The sequence below is a fragment of the Rossellomorea oryzaecorticis genome, assembly GCF_038405515.1.
Classification (GTDB): Bacteria; Bacillota; Bacilli; order Bacillales; family Bacillaceae_B; genus Rossellomorea; species Rossellomorea oryzaecorticis_A.
In genome coordinates, this window is record NZ_JBBYAF010000009.1 from 72414 (window position 1) to 90960 (window position 18547).

The following is an 18547-nucleotide window of genomic DNA, read 5'->3' on the forward strand; positions in this document are numbered from 1 at the left end:
TCACCCTTCTTACAGTCTTGTATACTCGATTATTGAATCATTGAATAAAAGTAGCAAAAAGAAACTCCGCATTGCGTTCGTCTGATGCAAGGCCGCGTTAATAAAATTGCTTCTTTATCTTATTCATGATCTACCTGAGCAAAGTAAGTAAGTACCTTCTAAATTGCCTGATTCCATAAAGAACATAACAAATAAACCTATCAGCAGTAGGCATTGTCGTTCTAAATAAAATCCAATTAATTTAAAAATAAATTAATAATTAGCAATTAGTTGGTTCCATAAACTTACTTTCCCCCTTTGTCATTTTCTTGATTATCTCACTTTTTCATTAATTTGTAAATTGGGTGTTTGAATTATCTTCCCTCTACTTAATTACGTGAAACCGACCAACTATTATTGATCAGAATCTACTGAACGACTAATCCAAACACTCCCTAACTTTCTTTTGATTCTTCCCCCCTTCTATGGAATAATGAATAAATATTATTCAGCACACCTCTGCTCTAAGTCCCATTTATGATACGGAATGATTTTGTGATTATTAACCACTACATATACAGTACGCTGGAGGTATGTTTTGTTAGCTAAATTAACCGAATTCAAAAAGATGAATTATAAACAATCACTTCTATTTATCCTTCTGGCATTATGTGTTTCAGCTTCATTTTATTTCGTTTTTCACAACCATGGATTCTATGATCGGCCGATTGCAGAAGTGATCAATACGAAGGTTGAGGAGACGACGGACATGGAGGATATGAACGGAAATAAGGATCGGCTGCACTCTCAGCATATCACTGCCAAGCTGAAAAATGGGGAGCAGGAAGGATCCATTATCCGTTTGACTAATGAATATTCTATTTCCGGTGCTTATGATCAGGCATATAAACCAGGGGACGAATTGTTCGTTTCAATTGATAATAAAAATGAAGGAAAAGAAGCGTTGAGCGGCCACATAGAAGACGTCAAACGCGATAAACACCTGATGATCATCGCATGGGTATTTATTCTTCTCTTATTGATTGTCGGTAAAAAGCAAGGATTGTTTTCCCTTATCACCCTTGGGGTCAATGCTGTTATCCTTTCTTATGCACTGGACGTTTATCTGAAATCCGATGAGCTGAGCCTGTTGGTTGTAAGCAGTATCGGCGTTATATTATTTACCGCCATCTCCCTGTTACTTGTCAATGGCTTTAATGAAAAGACGTACGCTGCTGTGGTGGCCACACTCATTGGAACATTCACGACGCTGTTGATCAGCTCGATTGTTGTAGGGGCTACCTCCGGGAATGGTCTTCGATATGAGGAGATGCAATTCCTGACCCGTCCGTATGAAATAGTGTTCATGGCGGGGATCCTGGTAGGATGCCTGGGAGCTGTAATGGATGTAGCTATCACATTATCGTCGTCTATCTTCGGGTTATATGAAAAGGATCCCGCTATTTCCATCAAAGCACTGACAAAATCGGGATTTGATATCGGCAAGGATATTATGGGAACGATGACTAACATTTTATTTTTTGTTTATATCAGCGGTGCCATCCCAATGCTCATTTTATTCTTCAAAAATGCTTCTCCATTGGGATTCACGCTTTCCATGAATCTTTCACTGGAGACGGCCAGGGCCCTGACAGGCGGAATCGGTATTGTACTGACCATCCCGATCGCCATCTATACTTCCATCTTTTTTGTGAACCGAAAGAGGGGTAGACAATGACTGTACAATTATGGCTGGCAGCCGTTCTTTTCATCTTAATGATAGGAATCGGAGGAAAGAAAGGTGCCAGGTCCTTTGCTGCCTTATTTCTTAACTTCGGGGTCCTCCTTTTTGCCATCATCCTCATGAATGACCCGAATATGAATCCGATTATCCTGACGCTGATCGCATGTATCCTTATCAGCTGCATCTCTTTATTTTTTATCAGTGAAATTAACATCAAGACGGTAACAGCTTTCATCTCGACGATTATAACAACCGGCTGCCTGCTCTTCTTCATCTTGATGTTAACCGACAAGGCTATGATACAGGGGTTCAGCGAAGAAGAAATTGAGGAAATCGGAGCATTCTCCCTTTTTGTAGGAGTGGATTTTGTGAAAATAGGGGCCTCTATGATTATCATGAGCACAATCGGAGCCATCATTGATTTATCGATTTCGATTTCCTCCCCCATGCGTGAAATCGCATATCACAATCCATCGATCAGCCGAAAATCTCTTTTCGCCTCTGGATTAAGCATAGGGCGGGATATCCTCGGAACCAGTACCAATACGCTGTTCTTTGCCTTCTTCGGAGGTTATATGGCCCTTCTTATCTGGTTTAAGGACCTGTCTTATTCCATCGGGGAAATCGTCAATTCAAAAGTATTCAGTTCTGAAATGATCTTCATTGGTTCTGCCGGAATCGGGGTGGCCCTGGCAATCCCGGTCACTTCGTGGATCACTGCTTATTACTTGGTGAAAAAACGATAAGAAACGACGTACAGAGCGGCCGGCTTTGTAACTCTGAGAGTGCAAAATCACTTCCGAAAGAATGTCATTCTACTCATATTCTTGAAGAATTTTCACCTCAAAGGCAAAGGGTATAATTAATGCCCAAAAAGAGAAGGTTCTCTTGCTTGATATCAGCAGAAAACCTTCTCTTTTTATATCTTTTATCACCAACAAACGCTTGAATGCCTCGACTATTTTTCCGCTTCCTCAGCAGCCATCGCATCCGCCTTCGTCTCATGGACGGTGCCCTTCGGGTGCTGCGGCGGCGCATAGATGGAGTAAAGCCTCAGCGGCTCACTGCCCGTATTGGTCAGGTTATGCCACGTACCGGCAGGGATCAGGATCGCAAAGTCTTCCTTCACGTTTCGCTGGAAAGTCAAGTTATTCGGGTCATTCCCCATCTGTACAACACCCTGCCCCTGCTCGATGCGGAGGAATTGATCAAGATCAGGATGGTTTTCCAGTCCGATATCCTCCCCGACATCGATGCTCATCAACGTAACCTGCAGATGTTCCCCTGTCCAGACGGCGGTGCGGAATGTATTATTGTTGACTGTCGCCTCGTCTATATTAAAAGTGAACGGCTGCGGGCCATAATCCATACGCTCAGCGCCTTCGTTACCAAGAAAACTCAAACGGTTCGCATGCTCCCATTCCCCCTTGCAGGCATTCAAGAACACTTCATATATTGAAGGATCCTGCGTAATCAAAGTCCCTATCCTGTAGTGTTCATAACTCTCCAATTCTGCTTCATACCCTTTTATCAGACCTTCCTGATAGCTATAAAATGGAATCTGTTCGATTTGGTACATCGGCTGAACGCCAGTCAACGAGGTATACAGATTAGTCAACTGCGCCCACTGTGCTCTTTCTTCTTCGGTAATTTGAACAAGATGGCTTTTGTGCTCTTCATCTGGTGCTGCATTCGCCAGCCGGCTGTAGAAATCAACCGCCGAAGCTTTTCCTGCGATCCCATTCAGTAAAACATCCAATTCCTGCTGGTGGTTTTCTTGTTCTCTCGTCATAACATCCGGGTGATGTGGATTCATATAATTAAGATTATGAAATGGATAATACACCTTCACTCATTCCCTTCAAATTTTCACCACGATATCTTATGCCTGAAAGGAGCAAATGTGCATCTACCCATAAACAAGGCCCGTCCCTCGATGCGTTAATACATTAATGCATCGAGGGACGGGCCTCTAATTAGATAACTCCTATCTCCCTGTCATAATCTTCGACCGATACAGGAAAGGACAATATGATGGAGGTTCCTTTATTTTTCTTGCTAAAGACTTTCACGGTCCCATTCATGCCAGAGACCAATTGAAAGACTGTCATCATCCCCAGCCCGGTGCCATTCTTTCCTTTCAATGAAAAATATGGTTCGCCGAGGCGCGTGACTTGTTCTTTAGTCATACCGATTCCAGTGTCTTTGATTACAATGAAGAGCTGGCCGCCTTTTTCATAACTGTAAATATCCAAGACTCCCCCAGATTCCATCGCTTCAATGCCGTTTTTCATCAAATTGATCAGCACTTGCTGCAGTTTATTGGGGTCACCTTTGATCAAGTGGTTATGTAATAGCTCTGTCTCCATCATGATTCCTTTTTTGGTCGCAAGGGGCATGATGATTTCCTTGGAACGTTTGATTTCACCGGTAACATTCACATCGATATCCATTTCAGGATGAGGTTTGGCAAAGTTCAGATATTGATTGATGACCTCTGTTGCCCGGTCGATTTCACTGACGGCTATTTTTGAAAGTTCTGAATTGACCCGAATATCTGATGGATTCTCATTTATCAATTGTAGAAATCCCTTTACAGTCGTCAACGGGTTTCTTACCTCGTGACTCATGCTCGCAGCCAGATGACTGACCACTTGCATCTTTTCATATTTAATAGATTCTAATTGTAGAATATAGGTGGTCCGGATCATTTCACACAAGTAAAAGACAAAGAATGTCGAGCCTGTCAATGTAAGTGAATAAATGATAAACGAAGAGTAATCACTGAAACCAAAAATCAAATAGGGCAGCAAGAAAGCAAGAATAGAGTAACAGAATGAGAAGCAAGTGAACCAACACACTCTCGTCACCCATGGTTTTTCAGATAGTTTAGGATTCAGATAGAAGATGGCGATGCTTGAAAGGATGGTCAGTACAGCTGCCAATACGATCCCCTGTCCCATGAAAGTGAAACGGATCGCGATCATAGTCACTGCTAACCAGGGCAGCACCTTTCTACCTCCGTAAACCCCTCCCAATAAAAAAGGGATGAATCGCAAATCATATATTAATCCCTCTTTTAGCGGGACGGATAACATCACACTAAGAAATATTAAAATTGTGCTGATGATAAATACCGAAAAAGATTTGAGGTGAATCTTATACACTTTTTGTTTCGATAGATAATAGAAGTTTACCAATAGGATAATAATCAGAATGACAAGGAGGTTAATTAGCAAACCGTTGAATAACTCAGAATGGTCCATTGGGAATGCCTCCGTTATGTTAAGTCGAAATAATTAACAGAAAATAGATACTATTTACTAATATTATACCGAAAATTAATTAGATTAGTAGAATTAGTTTCATTATATTTCTCCCTGGCTTTAACTATTATCAATGCGTTCTTCTCTCTTCAATGCCTATAAGGGTAATGAGGAGAATTGAGCAGCGTAGAATATCGGAGGTGCAGGACTTAAAGAATATACTTGATGTATCACATTTTCGAAGTTTTAAAAAAAGTAATGCAGGGAATATGGAGGCTATCCATACTATTTAAGAATAACTGGGAGGAATATTAATGCTTGGAACAACAGGATTTTCTTTATATCTCATTCTTCCTCTGATCATTATTTTAATCCTGATTGGAGTAACCATAAAGTTTTTTAGGAATAAATCGAAAAAGGATCAAGATTTTTAAGGGAATTTATTACGATAACAAGGTCAATCACACATTATTAAGCTTGGAGTGTAATCTCTAAGCTTTTTTTGTTAATGATCATTTATTATCTTTCTAATGGTCCCTTTTCTTTTACTTATTTGGACGAGAAATCAGAAGGTCCCTTAGCAATTAATCACATTTAAAGAACGATCCCCCTACATGCCACATGCAAGCAAAAGAACCGTCCTTATACAATTCAGCGAGAGTCTTGCACCTGAATTCCATTCATATGCCAAAAAAACCCTTAAAAAACACCATTCTCATTAGGGGAATCTACCGGAATGAGCTGACCTACATCCCACGCTTCCACAATCCGGTCCTCCTGGAATCGAAAGATATGCACAACAACTGCTCCTAGATCTCCTTGATGTTGTTTCACATGAGAGTGAACAGAAACAATATCTCCCTCTTCAATTGCATGTTTGACCTCGAAAATCTTGTCCGGATTCTCTGCAGCATTCTCTTCCATCGCTTCCATTAGTGATGCTGCATCCCCTCTGAAATAGGGATTGTGGTGGTAAAAGTCTGGACTTGCGTGAATCTTGAATGCTTCCCGGACGTCGCCTGAGGCTACCTGTTGAAGAAATGACACTGCTCTCTCTTTTCTTGATATTCCATTAGTGGTATGTAGTTCTTTCATTTCCATCATCCTTCCTTATATATGAATGATACAATATATTTTAATTGTTAAAAAGTTTTATTCAGTGTTTTCATAAAGCAGGGTATAAAATATCTCATCTCCACTATAAAGAAAAAATGCCCATTCCCACCGAGTGGGTTCGGTATTTTCACATTGGGTGGCATATGTGCATCGGCTTCATTATCGGGTCCGTCCACTTCATATCTCCAACCTACTGTTTTGATTTGATGGACAGTTTCTGTTCAAAGAAGGCAAAGCCACTTCATTTCATGAAAAAATTCACAAAATAAAAAGGAGAACACCAGGATGCTCCCCTTTTTATTTTGTGAGTCAAAACTTGTGAGTGAAATAATGAGTAAGCTTAGCCTCCGATATAAACACTGTCACAAGATCCAGCTGCCGGTTCATAATAACAATGATTTTTAAATTGACCAGAAAAAGGTTGATTGTACCATGTAGGAGGACATGGGGCATATGGATTAAAATACCAAAGTGCATATTTCGCCGGATGTTGACTCCAATAATCCAAATTCTTTTTTGCTAGTCTTTTTTCAACAGACCTTGCCCGGTTATAAAATAAATTCCCTTTTTGAACAGCTTCAAAAGAATAATTTCCTCCTTGAACATGAAAAATGACTTGTCTTATGGTTCTTACATCTCTAAAGTCAAGACAATCCGCTTTAGCACGATTAACGATGACATTTCCAACGTATAACATCCCTTGTTTTCCTTCGCCTTCAGCTTCCGCTCGCATCATCCTTGCCATTAAGGCAACATCTGCATCTGTGTATTTGACTCTGGGCATTTTTTTCACCTCAAAAATAGTGTATGAAAAAAGCCTGCAATGATGTCATCTTATATAAATTAAGAGTTCTTCGTTTTAAAGTTTTTAATTAATAAACCAGATAATAATGTCACACTCCCTATATCCTTAGCTATATTTTTTCACATTCTCCACCGGAACGCCCGCTTCTATGTAGCTCCTCATCAACATCCAATCACTCCCATTCAGTTTTTTATAAGTATTAAAAAAAAGATTCACTGTGTCCATTGTTTTTCCTTCCACGATAATGGTAGCTGATAAGGTGGCGAGGATTTCATTCTCCCTTAGAGGGATGATTGAGATTTCGTTTACTTCCCATTGTGCTCGGTTATCCTTTACGAAGGCAAATCCTTGTCTCCAGCCATTTATGGATTCTTCATAGCCAAAGTCAACAATTTCTCCATCTGTGATTTCCCTGGCCTGATAGTCTTTAGATATCAACTTTTCCAGCTCTCTTATGGATGAGTGTTTCCAAGCATCTAAAAAATCTTCAAGAAACGTTCTAAATGTATGGTCCGTCATTACAGCTTCCCCCTGATTTCCGTATATACCCCTATCTCCACCCGTTCGATAAACAATAATCTTTAAAATAGTTATTCTTTAAAACTTAACTCTAACAACTACCTTGATCATTATCCTTATTTTACCACAACCAACTTTATGGTCTAGTTCAAGTGCTCTAAGATCTGTAATCAAAAAAAAAGGAGGCAGAATAATTCCGCACTCCCCAACACTTTCTATTTTTTCAAATACGTCCAGCCTTCTTCTTGGTAAACTTGATTTTCTTTCATAAGCTTTCCTAGAGCACGTTTAAATGAAGCTTTACTCATATTGAAACGCTCTTTTATTTCCTCTGGCTGACTCTTGTCCCAAAACGGAATCGCTCCATTTCGTTGCTGAAGATACTCCAGTATCACTCCTGCGTCATCATGCATTTTATCCTGTTTCAGCGGAAGGAAGGAGCAATTAAGATTTCCATCATCTTTTACATCAATGACTCTTCCTTCTACAAGTTCTCCCAGACGGGGCTCTTGTTTACGCTCGTTCTCATGAACAAAGCATCGGTAACCCTGTTCAGATAAAAAGAACGTACCTACACGCAGCAACCGATAGACTCTACCTTGAACCTTTGCATTCAACATCTCCTTAGATGCCCTTCTTGCCACTTGCTCAATAATATTTTCAGTAGCAAGCCTTCCATATAATCGATCCTGCTTGTCCCGGTTCAATGTTAAGAATAATTGATCACCGGGCTCAGGCCACAATGATAGGAATTTTGGAAGATCATCAGAAGAAACGAGAATATCCTTTGGCAAACCGATATTAACAAACACTCCCAAATCTTCACGCTTATCCACTACTTCGGCCCATCCGTAAACCCCCACTTGTATCTTCGGTATACGCATAGTTGCTGTAAGCCTAACCTCTTTATCGTGATAGAGAAATACTTTAACGGAATCCCCCTCTTGTATTTCATCTGTAATTTCAGAATGATGAAGCAGCACGCGATCAACATCATTTGTTAAAAAGAAGCCATATGGGACTTCCTGATCAACGAATAATTCTTCTACCGTTCCGGGTTTCAACGAAGACATTAACAAATTCCTCCAGTTCAATGGTAATAGCTTTTTTCCACTCATTACTCATAGTGTATATTGAATTAATATATCTTTTTTTATTCTATATGTATAGTGCCTATTTTTCACTGAAAATAGTCATTCAATTTCGAATATAATAAATTCAATTCACAATCTTTTATAAGATGCATTTATTCTCATTTAATTATAACAAACAGCTTTTACAAATGTGAATGGAGGCTGAGACGAAAGTAAAAAATAAGCACATAAAAACGAACAATTTCAGGTTAGTCTCTTAATACCGCTAATGATTTCCGTGCAAGACTTCGCTTTCCGCAGGAGTCTTCGTCTTGCACTCCAATCAACCGCTAGAGAGAGCTAAATCTAAATATCGATTTGAACAAATTAAAACCCGAACTAATTTGCCTCATAGAATGCTAATTAGATCGGGATTTACTTAGACTAAAACACTTTTGTCCCAGCCTCTTATTAATAAATAAAGTGCCTGATCCTGATGAATTCATTCATCAGAACCAAGCACTCTTTGTATTAAACCTTATTATATTTTCTCACTGCTTCATCTGTGGGAAGTAAGAATGTCAGCATTCCCAATAGCGGTAGAAAACTGCATAATATCATGACAAAACGAATCGAATATAAATCCGCCAATCCTCCGAATAGAACGGCGCCGACTGCTCCCATTCCAAATGCAAGGCCGACAGTCAGCCCTGAAACCATCCCTATCTTCTTCGGTAATAGTTCTTGCGCGTATACAACGATTACACTAAAGCTTGAAGAAATGATAAATCCGATACAGAAAATGACCGGGAACACATAAAATAAAGGAAGGTACGGCAATGCCAAGGTCAATGGCGCTGCTCCAAGCATTGATAAGAAAATAATATTCCTTTTTCCAAATCGATCTGCCAGAGGTCCGCCAAAAAAAGTACCCAGAACCCCGGCAAACATAAAAGCAAAAATATAAGCCTGTGCCTTCTGGATTGAAAGCCCATAATCTTCTATTAAATAGAATTGATAGTAATTCGATAATCCTGCCCCATACCAGGATCTGGCGAATACCAGGAATACGACCAAAACCACCGCCCATTTAATTTTATTATGGATAGGTGGAGTCTTCCCTTTTATTCTGGATCTTGAATTTATATTTTCTTTCGTCTGTAATTGGTTTGAATACCATTTGGATACGTTTAACAAAACCAAGATTCCCGCAATGGCAACTACTGAAAACCAAAGCGCTCCCTTTTGGCCGAATGGAACGAAGACAAAGGCAGTGATCAATGGTGCTAATGATTGCCCGGTATTCCCCCCCACTTGATAGATGGATTGAGCCAAGCCCCTTCGCTGCCCCGCTGCCATATATGCGACCCTCGAGCCTTCGGGGTGGAAAATGGCTGATCCGAAACCGATGAATAAAACCGATATAATCACCCAAAAAAAATGGCCTGATAAAGCAAAACCGATAAGGCCCATCAAACTTGACAGCATTCCCAGCGGAAGTAAATATGGCTTTGATTTTATATCTGCATAGTATCCGAACACGGGCTGTAATAAAGATGATGTCATGTTCAATGCAAATGCAATCCAGCCAATTTGTGTATAACTTAATTGAAGAGATCTTTCTATAATAGGAAACATTGCAGGAACCACAGACTGCAATGTATCATTGATAAAATGCCCTGAACTGATTGCAAAAAGGATGCCGTAAATCGTGGCATTTTGTTTATGTACGGATTTCACCGCGGCTTGAGCCAAAAGACTACCCCCTTTTATTTATTTCGATATGCTAAATATTATACTTAAACTCGATCTATTTTTGAATCGTTTTGGAAAATTGAACTCAAAAAAAGCCGTTGAGCATATAAACGCTCAACGGCTTATTCATTGATTCTACCCTATCTTCTATCGGGAAACACTCTTTGCAGGGCATCGGTTAACTCTTCGCCAAACCCTTCAACCGGCTTCCCGCCCTCTGCTTTGTCGGCATAATTTCTCATGCGATCGACAAAATCAGGATTTGTCGTTACGTAAACATCTTTAATTCCTGCATCAACTTTTCTTATCTGTTTTGCAATTTTATCTTTCATTTCATTACTTACTTGCCCATTCTCACCATTTTCAAAGACTGCTGCAACGTACGCACTTCTTTCAGTTGTTAAGACGTATGCGCTACTCACTTCATTCAGATCTGCAACTCTATCAGCAGCTTCATTGGAAATGGAGTAATTTTCCCTCACCGTATCACGTGTACCCGGATCGTTTATGTCCATGGTATCCCTCGGTTTCTCCTGGTCATACCCTACCCGTTCCAGGTCGTTATCGATGCCTGTATTCATTCCTTGTTCATTCATGTCATCATTGTTCATGCCACAACCTGCAGCCATCCCTGAAAAAAGAAGACCGATTATGGAAATCAAGATAAATTTTTTCATGTTTTACCCTCCTGTTAATGTATTATTCGATTTTACTATCTCCGTAAAGTTGGAAATCTATTCAAAAGAATGAGTGATACTAAAAAATCCATATATCGAGGAATGATTCTCATGAATGGTGACTTCAGTTAGTTCCATACTAATAACATAAAGGAGGGAGTTCCTTGTATCAGGCAGCACTTTGGGGTGGAATTGCAAGTTTATCTTTGTTTCTAGGCGCTTTAGCTGGCATTTTATTTACCATACCAAAAAGAATTACAGCTTTTATCATGGCATTTGGAACTGGACTCATCACTGGTTCTGCCACCTTTGATTTACTTAGCGAAGCCAAGGGGAATGCAGACCTTTTGTCGATTACTTTTATGTTTTTGGCAGGCGCTGCCATTTTTACTGTATTTGAATTATGGATATCCCGCAAAGGTGGCAGTCAGCGGAAGCGCTCAAATAAGAATCCAAATAACCACTCCGGTTTGGCCATTTATATCGGAACCCTTATGGATGCCATACCGGAATCTATCATCATCGGGATTAGTTTTCTGGGCGGCCAGTCCATTCAGTGGGTTTTCATTATCGCGATTTTCATTAGCAATTTTCCAGAAGCTTTATCAAGCAGTATTGGTCTGAAGCTTGATCAATATAGCACTAGAAAAATTTTGATCCTATGGGGAAGTGTCGTGGTCGTATCGTCCCTGAGTTCTCTCTTAGGTTACACATTTTTACAAAACGCCCCCGAAAGTACAGAGTATTTAATAGGAGCTTTCGGTGCAGGAGGACTGCTGGCCATGGTTTCATCTACCATGCTTCCGGAAGCATTTGAAGAAGGTGGCCCTGTTGTGGGCTTTATTTCTTCTTTGGGAATTATTCTTTCTTACATTTTCACTAATCTATAAAGGAAAAAGTTAAACATAGAAAAGGACGTGCCTCGGATTTAATGAGGTACGTCCTTTTTGATAGGCGGCTACAGTGGGCTCAATCTTTAATGAATTTATATTTATATTTATATTGCAGCCTGTGCCACTGAAAGCGGATAAAACACCCAATACAGAACCCTGCGAGTGCTATCGATGCGGCCAGGAAGACCATACCCGAAAAGAAAAAATATCCTGCAGTCCATTGGAAAAATCCGCTGATCAAGGAAGCCCCGAGGCAAAAGGCAGCGATACCTGAGTTAAATCTCTGCTGGCCCGCATCTTCCGGCTGATAAGCAGAAGCTTCTTTCCCTAAAAATTTCTTACCCAGTTTCATTATGGGGTTATAGTTGAACAAGAAGCCAGAAAGAATCGCAAGAAATGGTATATATAGCAGCCATTGAAGCTGCAGTATCCAAGATAGGATGACACTACTCACAATGAACCACTGATTTAAGTCTACTAAAGGTTTTGGTATCGAATGTTGAAACGCCATTTAAATTCATACCTTTCTTATAGGAATTAACGTAATTATAGTGTACTCCAATTAACAGCATTAATCAAAATAAAAAAACGAAAGCCACATATTCACTTCGAAGCTTGATTCTTCTAAACGCTATCTTTTTAACCCTTTCACATGTTATAATCTTTTAGATTGAGTATTGGGAGGTATTATTTATGATTCAAGTATCAGATGTAAGCTTACGTTTCGGTGACCGAAAGTTATTCGAAGACGTGAATATAAAATTTACTCCTGGAAATTGTTACGGTCTAATTGGAGCGAACGGAGCAGGAAAATCTACATTTCTTAAAATCCTTTCAGGTGATATTGAAGCACAAACTGGAAATGTTTCCATGTCCCCAGGTGAGCGCCTTGCTGTGTTGAAGCAGGATCACTTCGAATATGAAGAGTTTGAAGTATTGAAAGTCGTCATCATGGGACATACCCGCTTATACGAAGTAATGCAGGAAAAGGATGCCATATATATGAAGGAAGACTTCTCTGATGAAGATGGCATGAAAGCGGCTGAACTAGAAGGTGAGTTTGCTGAGTTAAATGGCTGGGAAGCCGAATCTGAAGCGGCTATTCTATTAAAAGGTCTTGGAGTAAGTGAAGACCTTCATTCCAAGCAAATGTCGGAGCTTACTGGTGGCGAAAAGGTAAAAGTCCTTCTTGCTCAGGCACTTTTCGGAAAGCCCGATGTTCTATTACTGGATGAGCCTACCAACCACCTGGATATCCAGGCAATTCAATGGCTTGAGGAATTTCTTATTAACTTTGAAAATACGGTTATTGTGGTATCCCATGACCGTCATTTCTTAAATAAAGTATGTACCCACATTGCCGACCTTGATTTTGGAAAGATTCAAGTCTATGTAGGTAACTACGATTTCTGGTACGAGTCCAGTCAGCTGGCACTCAAAATGGCTCAGGATCAGAATAAAAAGAAAGAAGAAAAAATCAAGGAGCTTCAGGCTTTCGTTGCAAGATTTTCTGCTAACGCATCAAAGTCAAAGCAAGCGACGTCACGTAAAAAACTATTGGAGAAAATCTCGCTGGACGATATTAAGCCAAGCTCCCGCCGTTACCCTTATGTTCAGTTCAAGCCTGAACGTGAAATCGGGAACGATGTATTAAGAGTCGAAGGCCTGACGAAAACTATCGATGGAGTAAAGGTGCTGGACAACGTCAACTTTATCATGAATAAAGAAGATAAAATCGCTCTTGTCGGGGCGGATGAAATTGCTAAAACGACTTTATTCAAAATCCTGGCAGGTGAAATGGAGCCGGACAGCGGTTCTTATAAGTGGGGAGTCACTACTTCTCAAGCTTATTTCCCTAAAGATAACTCTGAGTACTTTGAGGGCTCGGAGCCGACACTTGTCGACTGGCTGCGTCAATATTCCCCAGAAGACGAGAGTGAAACATTCCTTCGCGGCTTCTTAGGACGCATGCTGTTCTCAGGTGAAGAAGTGCTGAAGAAACCAAGTGTACTTTCAGGGGGAGAAAAAGTCCGCTGTATGTTATCCAAGATGATGTTAAGCGGCTCAAATGTACTTTTATTGGATGAGCCCACAAACCACTTGGATCTTGAGTCCATCACGGCATTGAATAATGGATTGATCGCATATAAAGGAGCAATGATTTTCGCTTCCCATGACCATCAGTTCATTCAAACAGTTGCAAACCGTATCATCGAAATCACAGATGGAGGAATCATCGATAAGGAGACTTCTTATGATGAATTCCTTGAAATGAAAGGTACTCAGAAGGCATAAGTACTGAATCGCTACATGTCTTTAAATGGAGCAGCACATCAAAAAACCAATCAGTGTAACAACTGATTGGTTTTTCTTTTTAAATCGACATTCTTCTTTTGGCTAAATACCCTTTGATTTGAAAATATGAAATTTCTTCAGGAAGTTCCTCTTTGATCGGCTTCAATGGTTTTTCGCCAACCTTGCGAACAGCCTCTTCAATCATGGCTTCCTCTTCATCCGTAAAGAAAACCTTCCAATCTTTGCCCATTCCTTCTTCATAGGAACGGATAATATGATTTTCTATGGTAGTGGTACTCATTTCTCTTTCTGCTGCAATGTCTTTTATACTTTTATTCTCTCGAAACAACTGATACGTAAACTTATGAGACGGCTCATCGGTTTTTGCTCTTGTATGCGTCGAGGATGGGGTTGATTCTTTCTGTTCAACCTTACGAGTATAGTCCTCATTTTTCTTTAAGAAAGCGTTCATTTCATTAATAAATAGACTTCCATATCGTTCTAGTTTACTTTCACCGACTCCGCTCACATTCAGAAACTCCGTATCATTTGCCGGCTGTTTTAAGCACATATCATGTAATGTTTTATCTGAGAAAATAACAAATGGCGGTACACCCTCTTCGTCCGCAATGGACTTTCGCAGCTTCCGGAGTACATGAAATAATTCATCGTCATCAGATAGTACCGGAGCAGGATTTACCTGTTTCTTTCTTGAAACCTTCCTCTCCCCAAGTAAGACTTCTTTTCCTTTACTGGAAACCTTCAATATTGGAAAGCTGCCGCCTTCTACATCAATTATTCCTTCAGCAATCAAGTAATCAATGAATAATCCGACTTCCTTCTGTGATTCACCTTTCAACAATCCATATGTCGTCAATTTATCAAAGCCGAAATCGACTATTTTCTTCCCTTTCGAACCAGTCAGAACTCCGCTTATAAGGGAAGTGCCGAAACGCTCATTCATCCGGATCATGCATGACAGTACCATTTGGGCTTTAACGGTTACATCTTCTGTCTCCCTGTCGTCGAGACAATTGCTGCAGTGACCGCATTCAGCATCTGCCTCTTCCCCAAAATAAGACAGAATGTAATTTTGGAGGCACGACTCTGTATGGACAAAATCCACCATGTCCCGCAATTTTTGCAATTCATTGCGATGTAAATCAGGGTTCATCACGTTCTGTTCGATGATATAGCGTTGAGTCTGGATATCCTGTGGTGAAAAGAGCAAGATGCATTCACTTTCCATCCCGTCCCTCCCGGCTCTTCCTGCTTCTTGGTAGTAAGCTTCCATATTTTTAGGGATCTGATAATGGAGGACATAGCGCACATTTGATTTATTAATCCCCATCCCGAAAGCATTCGTAGCAACCATCACCATGACCGAATCACTCAAGAAAGCTTCCTGCTGTTGGAGTCTTAATGAATCAGAGAGGCCGCCATGATATTTTCCGGCAGACATTCCTTTTTTCACTAAATAACCATGGACATTTTCTACTTCTTTCCGGGTTGCACAATAAATGATTCCTGATTGCTGGCTGTTTCTCTGAACATACTGACCGACCCAATGTTTTCTGTCCTCACCTTTTAAGACATTAAAGAATAGATTAGTTCTTTGAAAACCAGTCAATACTTTGTTTTCCGCAGGAATATGTAAGTGATTGAGGATATCAATTTGAACTTGTGGAGTTGCTGTAGCAGTCAAAGCTAAAATAACTGGGTAAGAGGAAAGTTGATTCACTGCATCATTAATTCTTAAATAGCTCGGCCTGAAATCATGTCCCCATTGGGATAAACAATGTGCTTCGTCTACAGCGACCAACGGTATGTTCAATGAGTCTAGGAATTTGATAAAATACGAAGATTCAAGCCGTTCAGGAGCTATGTAAAGCAGTTTGTATTCTCCCAGTGCCAGTTCTTCCATTCGTTCTTCCACCTCGGATGCACTAAGGGTACTGTTTATGTATGTGGCCGGTATCCCTTGAAAGATCAGTGAATCGACTTGATCCTTCATGAGTGAAATTAATGGAGAAATGACAAGAGTGACTCCATCTAATAGCATTGCAGGAACCTGGTAACAGATTGATTTCCCTCCGCCTGTCGGCATGATGCCGGCTGTATTCCTGCCGGATAGAACGTTGGAGATGATCTCACCCTGTCCATCTCTGAATTCATCGTATCCGAAATATTGCTTTAGTACATCTTGAGCGTCTTTAAACAAATTATAACCTCCCAGCACTTTTCTTTTCTTTATTGTAATCTACATTCATGCAAGTGCCAACTCAAAAGAAAATACAATAAAAAAACATTCATATAAGGTTCCCATTCCAATTGAAAAGTTTCAATTAAAGCAAAAACTGCAGAGAGCATATTTCCCTCTGCAGTTCTAAAAGATCAGAACCATTTGAAAGTAGTTTCTTCTTTCTTCGTTTCTGTCACTTCAGGTCTCGTAAGTTTCCAAAAGCTGTCCCAAATTGTATTTTCATTCTTTTCGGGTATTGTCGGAACTTCTTTTTCTTTATCTTTTTTGGTTTTGTTGGACATGGTGCTCCCTCCTTTTACGCCTGCATACACTACATACTATTCAGGAATGAAAAAAGCGTTTAAGGATTTATGAACAAATTTATTTTCATTGGGAGTTGGAGACTGTTTCATACTGGTATTGTGTTAAATAAAAAAGAACCAATCAGAGGATTGATTCTTTCACTATATTCAGGACGATTTCATTGTTGGATGAGGATTATCCACTACTTGCAGTACTTTCGTTGATTTTTGCATGTCAGTGTTGCAAAGCGGGCATTTAGGAGTTTCTTCGCTCTTGAAGTTATCCCTCATCCACCCTTTACAATCATCAGAAGAACAAGCCCAAATTTCTGTTTCCTCAGTTTTTATTTCTTCTTCTACTTGATTTCGACGACCAAAAGCCATTGAATGTCCTCCTTTAAGATAAGCAGGATTTCCATGCCAGGCACGAAAAAACTGATTGTGGTAATGTTGCTCAGCAGATATATAAGTGGTTATATAATGAAAAACTGGGTGTAGTGTAGGTGATTTTTCTGCGATTAATACCATTATACCATACTTGCTTCCATAATTATATACACAGCCGCCCTGTTAATAATCAATGAGCGGATTCTGAGATTACTTTTTCTTCTTTGATCTTGAAGAATCAGCTTTTGTACCTCGGGATAATTCATGATTTGTCGTCCCTTGTCCTTCTACCTGGGAAGAACCTAACATCGCCTTAGAAGGATCCTCTTTCTTTTTGCTCATTTCTCATCACCTCCACTGTTATCGTAACCAATTCACACCAAATTTATGTGCTTATCCTTCTGCTGATAAACGTCCCCAATTATGAGTAAGAATCTCAAGCTGGGAAAGCTGGAGTTACCGATTAGTGCTTATACAAAAAGGAATGTGAGCAGCAGCCACATTCCTTTTTCATTAATTTCTTTTGTTGATTAATGTTTGTATTTCTTCCTTAAGTTTTTCTTGTCGATCATCCATCTCCATTGGTTCTTCATTTTCGAATAGTATAATGCCATGATATACCTGAAGGTCATCATCGCATCCCTCACAAAAAACCAGTTCATTTTCGTTCCAAAATGCGATGGAATTGTATTTCTTCGTCTTCATTCTTGGGTAAATCATACTTAACCTTTTACTTTCGTCCAGGTACTTATTAATTGCTTCGTTTTTATCAGTATACTTCCATTCATTCACTATGTCCCGATTCCAATCGTCAAAAAACCACCATGGTTCGGCATCGCTTTTAGTCAGGATCACTCTCCACGTGTTTTCCAATGCTCCACCCTCCTTGCTCTCTCTCTCTCAAATTTTACATAATTACGGTTCGAAATCAAATTGATTTGATTATGTACACCTCATTTAGTAGACAAGTTCCTACTCTGCTTTGCATAACAATGAAATAAGTTCAGTGCAATCATTTCTTTAAGAGGAGGAGAACACTTGAGATTTCTTGTTCTGAAAAAATCATCGCTTATTGCCATCTTTTTTACGATTCTGATTATCAGTATCGGATCTTTATGGGCTTATAAAACCCAACATTCGTACCCCACTGTTTCCTTAGGAAACTCACCTAATGTACAGGTAATTGAATTGGTGACGGGCGAATTCAAGACACAAAGCAGTGATGGAAAAGAGATTGAAGTGTATCGCTGGGACCCCGGCACCATCATAGTCGAAAAAGATAATGAGGTACAGCTTCGAATACATGGAGTGAATGGAGATGCACATCCATTCTATATCGAAGGCACAAGCATAAAAGGAACTGTAAAGAAAGGAAAAGAAACCATCGTTAATGTAACCTTTTCCAAAGAAGGGACGTACCGCTTAATATGTGAGACCCATAAAACAATGGAAAACAACGGTCCCATGATTGGATACATCATCGTGGATTAATTT

Annotated in this window: 19 protein-coding genes; 5 read left to right on the forward strand and 14 right to left on the reverse strand. The window is 39.9% G+C overall.

What is annotated here, in order from left to right; all coding sequences use genetic code 11:
• Positions 1-607: 607 nt before the first annotated feature.
• Positions 608-1717 (forward strand): YibE/F family protein, encoded by a 1110-nt coding sequence (locus AAEO50_RS06695; RefSeq protein WP_341981833.1) that lies wholly within the window; start codon positions 608-610, stop codon positions 1715-1717.
• The gene (locus AAEO50_RS06700; RefSeq protein ID WP_341981772.1) at positions 1714-2469 is read left to right on the forward strand and encodes a YibE/F family protein; all 756 of its coding nucleotides are present in this window, start codon (positions 1714-1716) and stop codon (positions 2467-2469) included. Before AAEO50_RS06695 ends, AAEO50_RS06700 begins: the two co-directional genes overlap by 4 nt.
• A 212-nt stretch (positions 2470-2681) precedes the next feature.
• Here AAEO50_RS06700 and AAEO50_RS06705 read toward each other — a convergent pair whose 3' ends face one another.
• The 8 genes from AAEO50_RS06705 to AAEO50_RS06740 form a co-directional block, all read right to left on the reverse strand.
• Entirely contained in the window at positions 2682-3539 is an 858-nt protein-coding gene (locus AAEO50_RS06705) for a cupin domain-containing protein (protein ID WP_341981774.1), read from the reverse strand.
• Positions 3540-3699: 160 nt separating this feature from the next.
• Positions 3700-4989, reverse strand: coding sequence for an ATP-binding protein (locus tag AAEO50_RS06710; protein WP_341981778.1), 1290 nt, complete (start codon positions 4987-4989; stop codon positions 3700-3702).
• A 699-nt stretch (positions 4990-5688) separates the two neighbouring features.
• A complete protein-coding gene (locus AAEO50_RS06715; protein ID WP_341981780.1) occupies positions 5689-6093 on the reverse strand; it encodes a nuclear transport factor 2 family protein in 405 nt (134 codons plus the stop codon).
• A 352-nt stretch (positions 6094-6445) separates the two neighbouring features.
• A complete protein-coding gene (locus AAEO50_RS06720; RefSeq protein WP_341981835.1) occupies positions 6446-6889 on the reverse strand; it encodes a cell wall hydrolase in 444 nt (147 codons plus the stop codon).
• 126 nt (positions 6890-7015) lie between these two features.
• Entirely contained in the window at positions 7016-7429 is a 414-nt protein-coding gene (locus AAEO50_RS06725) for a flavoprotein (RefSeq protein WP_341981782.1), read from the reverse strand.
• A gap of 215 nt (positions 7430-7644) precedes the next feature.
• Positions 7645-8502 (reverse strand): CvfB family protein, encoded by an 858-nt coding sequence (locus tag AAEO50_RS06730; protein WP_341981784.1) that lies wholly within the window; start codon positions 8500-8502, stop codon positions 7645-7647.
• Between the two features lie 531 nt (positions 8503-9033).
• Positions 9034-10242, reverse strand: a complete 1209-nt coding sequence (locus AAEO50_RS06735; RefSeq protein WP_341981837.1) for an MFS transporter — start codon at positions 10240-10242, stop codon at positions 9034-9036.
• Between the two features lie 155 nt (positions 10243-10397).
• On the reverse strand, positions 10398-10934 hold the full coding sequence (locus AAEO50_RS06740) for a YhcN/YlaJ family sporulation lipoprotein (RefSeq protein ID WP_341981786.1): 537 nt from the start codon (positions 10932-10934) through the stop codon (positions 10398-10400).
• Between the two features lie 164 nt (positions 10935-11098).
• Between AAEO50_RS06740 and AAEO50_RS06745 the strand changes: the two genes are divergently transcribed.
• Positions 11099-11824, forward strand: coding sequence for a ZIP family metal transporter (locus AAEO50_RS06745; RefSeq protein WP_341981787.1), 726 nt, complete (start codon positions 11099-11101; stop codon positions 11822-11824).
• Positions 11825-11903: 79 nt separating this feature from the next.
• On the opposite strand, the gene AAEO50_RS06750 is transcribed toward AAEO50_RS06745, so the two are convergent.
• Positions 11904-12338, reverse strand: a complete 435-nt coding sequence (locus AAEO50_RS06750) for a DUF4395 domain-containing protein (RefSeq protein WP_341981790.1) — start codon at positions 12336-12338, stop codon at positions 11904-11906.
• 182 nt (positions 12339-12520) lie between these two features.
• On the opposite strand from AAEO50_RS06750, the gene AAEO50_RS06755 reads away from it, so the two are divergent.
• A complete protein-coding gene (locus AAEO50_RS06755) occupies positions 12521-14122 on the forward strand; it encodes an ABC-F family ATP-binding cassette domain-containing protein (protein WP_341981791.1) in 1602 nt (533 codons plus the stop codon).
• Positions 14123-14201: 79 nt separating this feature from the next.
• On the opposite strand, the gene recQ is transcribed toward AAEO50_RS06755, so the two are convergent.
• The 5 genes from recQ to AAEO50_RS06780 form a co-directional block, all read right to left on the reverse strand.
• Positions 14202-16343, reverse strand: coding sequence for a DNA helicase RecQ (gene recQ, locus AAEO50_RS06760; RefSeq protein ID WP_341981793.1), 2142 nt, complete (start codon positions 16341-16343; stop codon positions 14202-14204).
• 173 nt (positions 16344-16516) lie between these two features.
• Positions 16517-16666: a hypothetical protein gene (locus AAEO50_RS06765; protein ID WP_341981795.1), complete on the reverse strand. Its 150-nt coding sequence runs from the start codon at positions 16664-16666 to the stop codon at positions 16517-16519.
• Between the two features lie 168 nt (positions 16667-16834).
• Positions 16835-17194, reverse strand: coding sequence for a cold-shock protein (locus tag AAEO50_RS06770; protein WP_341981797.1), 360 nt, complete (start codon positions 17192-17194; stop codon positions 16835-16837).
• Between the two features lie 69 nt (positions 17195-17263).
• Positions 17264-17395, reverse strand: coding sequence for a YuzL family protein (locus AAEO50_RS06775; RefSeq protein ID WP_341981799.1), 132 nt, complete (start codon positions 17393-17395; stop codon positions 17264-17266).
• Positions 17396-17566: 171 nt separating this feature from the next.
• Positions 17567-17926, reverse strand: a complete 360-nt coding sequence (locus tag AAEO50_RS06780) for a DUF1033 family protein (protein ID WP_341981801.1) — start codon at positions 17924-17926, stop codon at positions 17567-17569.
• 165 nt (positions 17927-18091) lie between these two features.
• Here AAEO50_RS06780 and AAEO50_RS06785 point away from each other — a divergent pair, with 165 nt between their 5' ends.
• Positions 18092-18544 (forward strand): cupredoxin domain-containing protein, encoded by a 453-nt coding sequence (locus AAEO50_RS06785; RefSeq protein ID WP_341981803.1) that lies wholly within the window; start codon positions 18092-18094, stop codon positions 18542-18544.
• Positions 18545-18547: the final 3 nt, after the last annotated feature.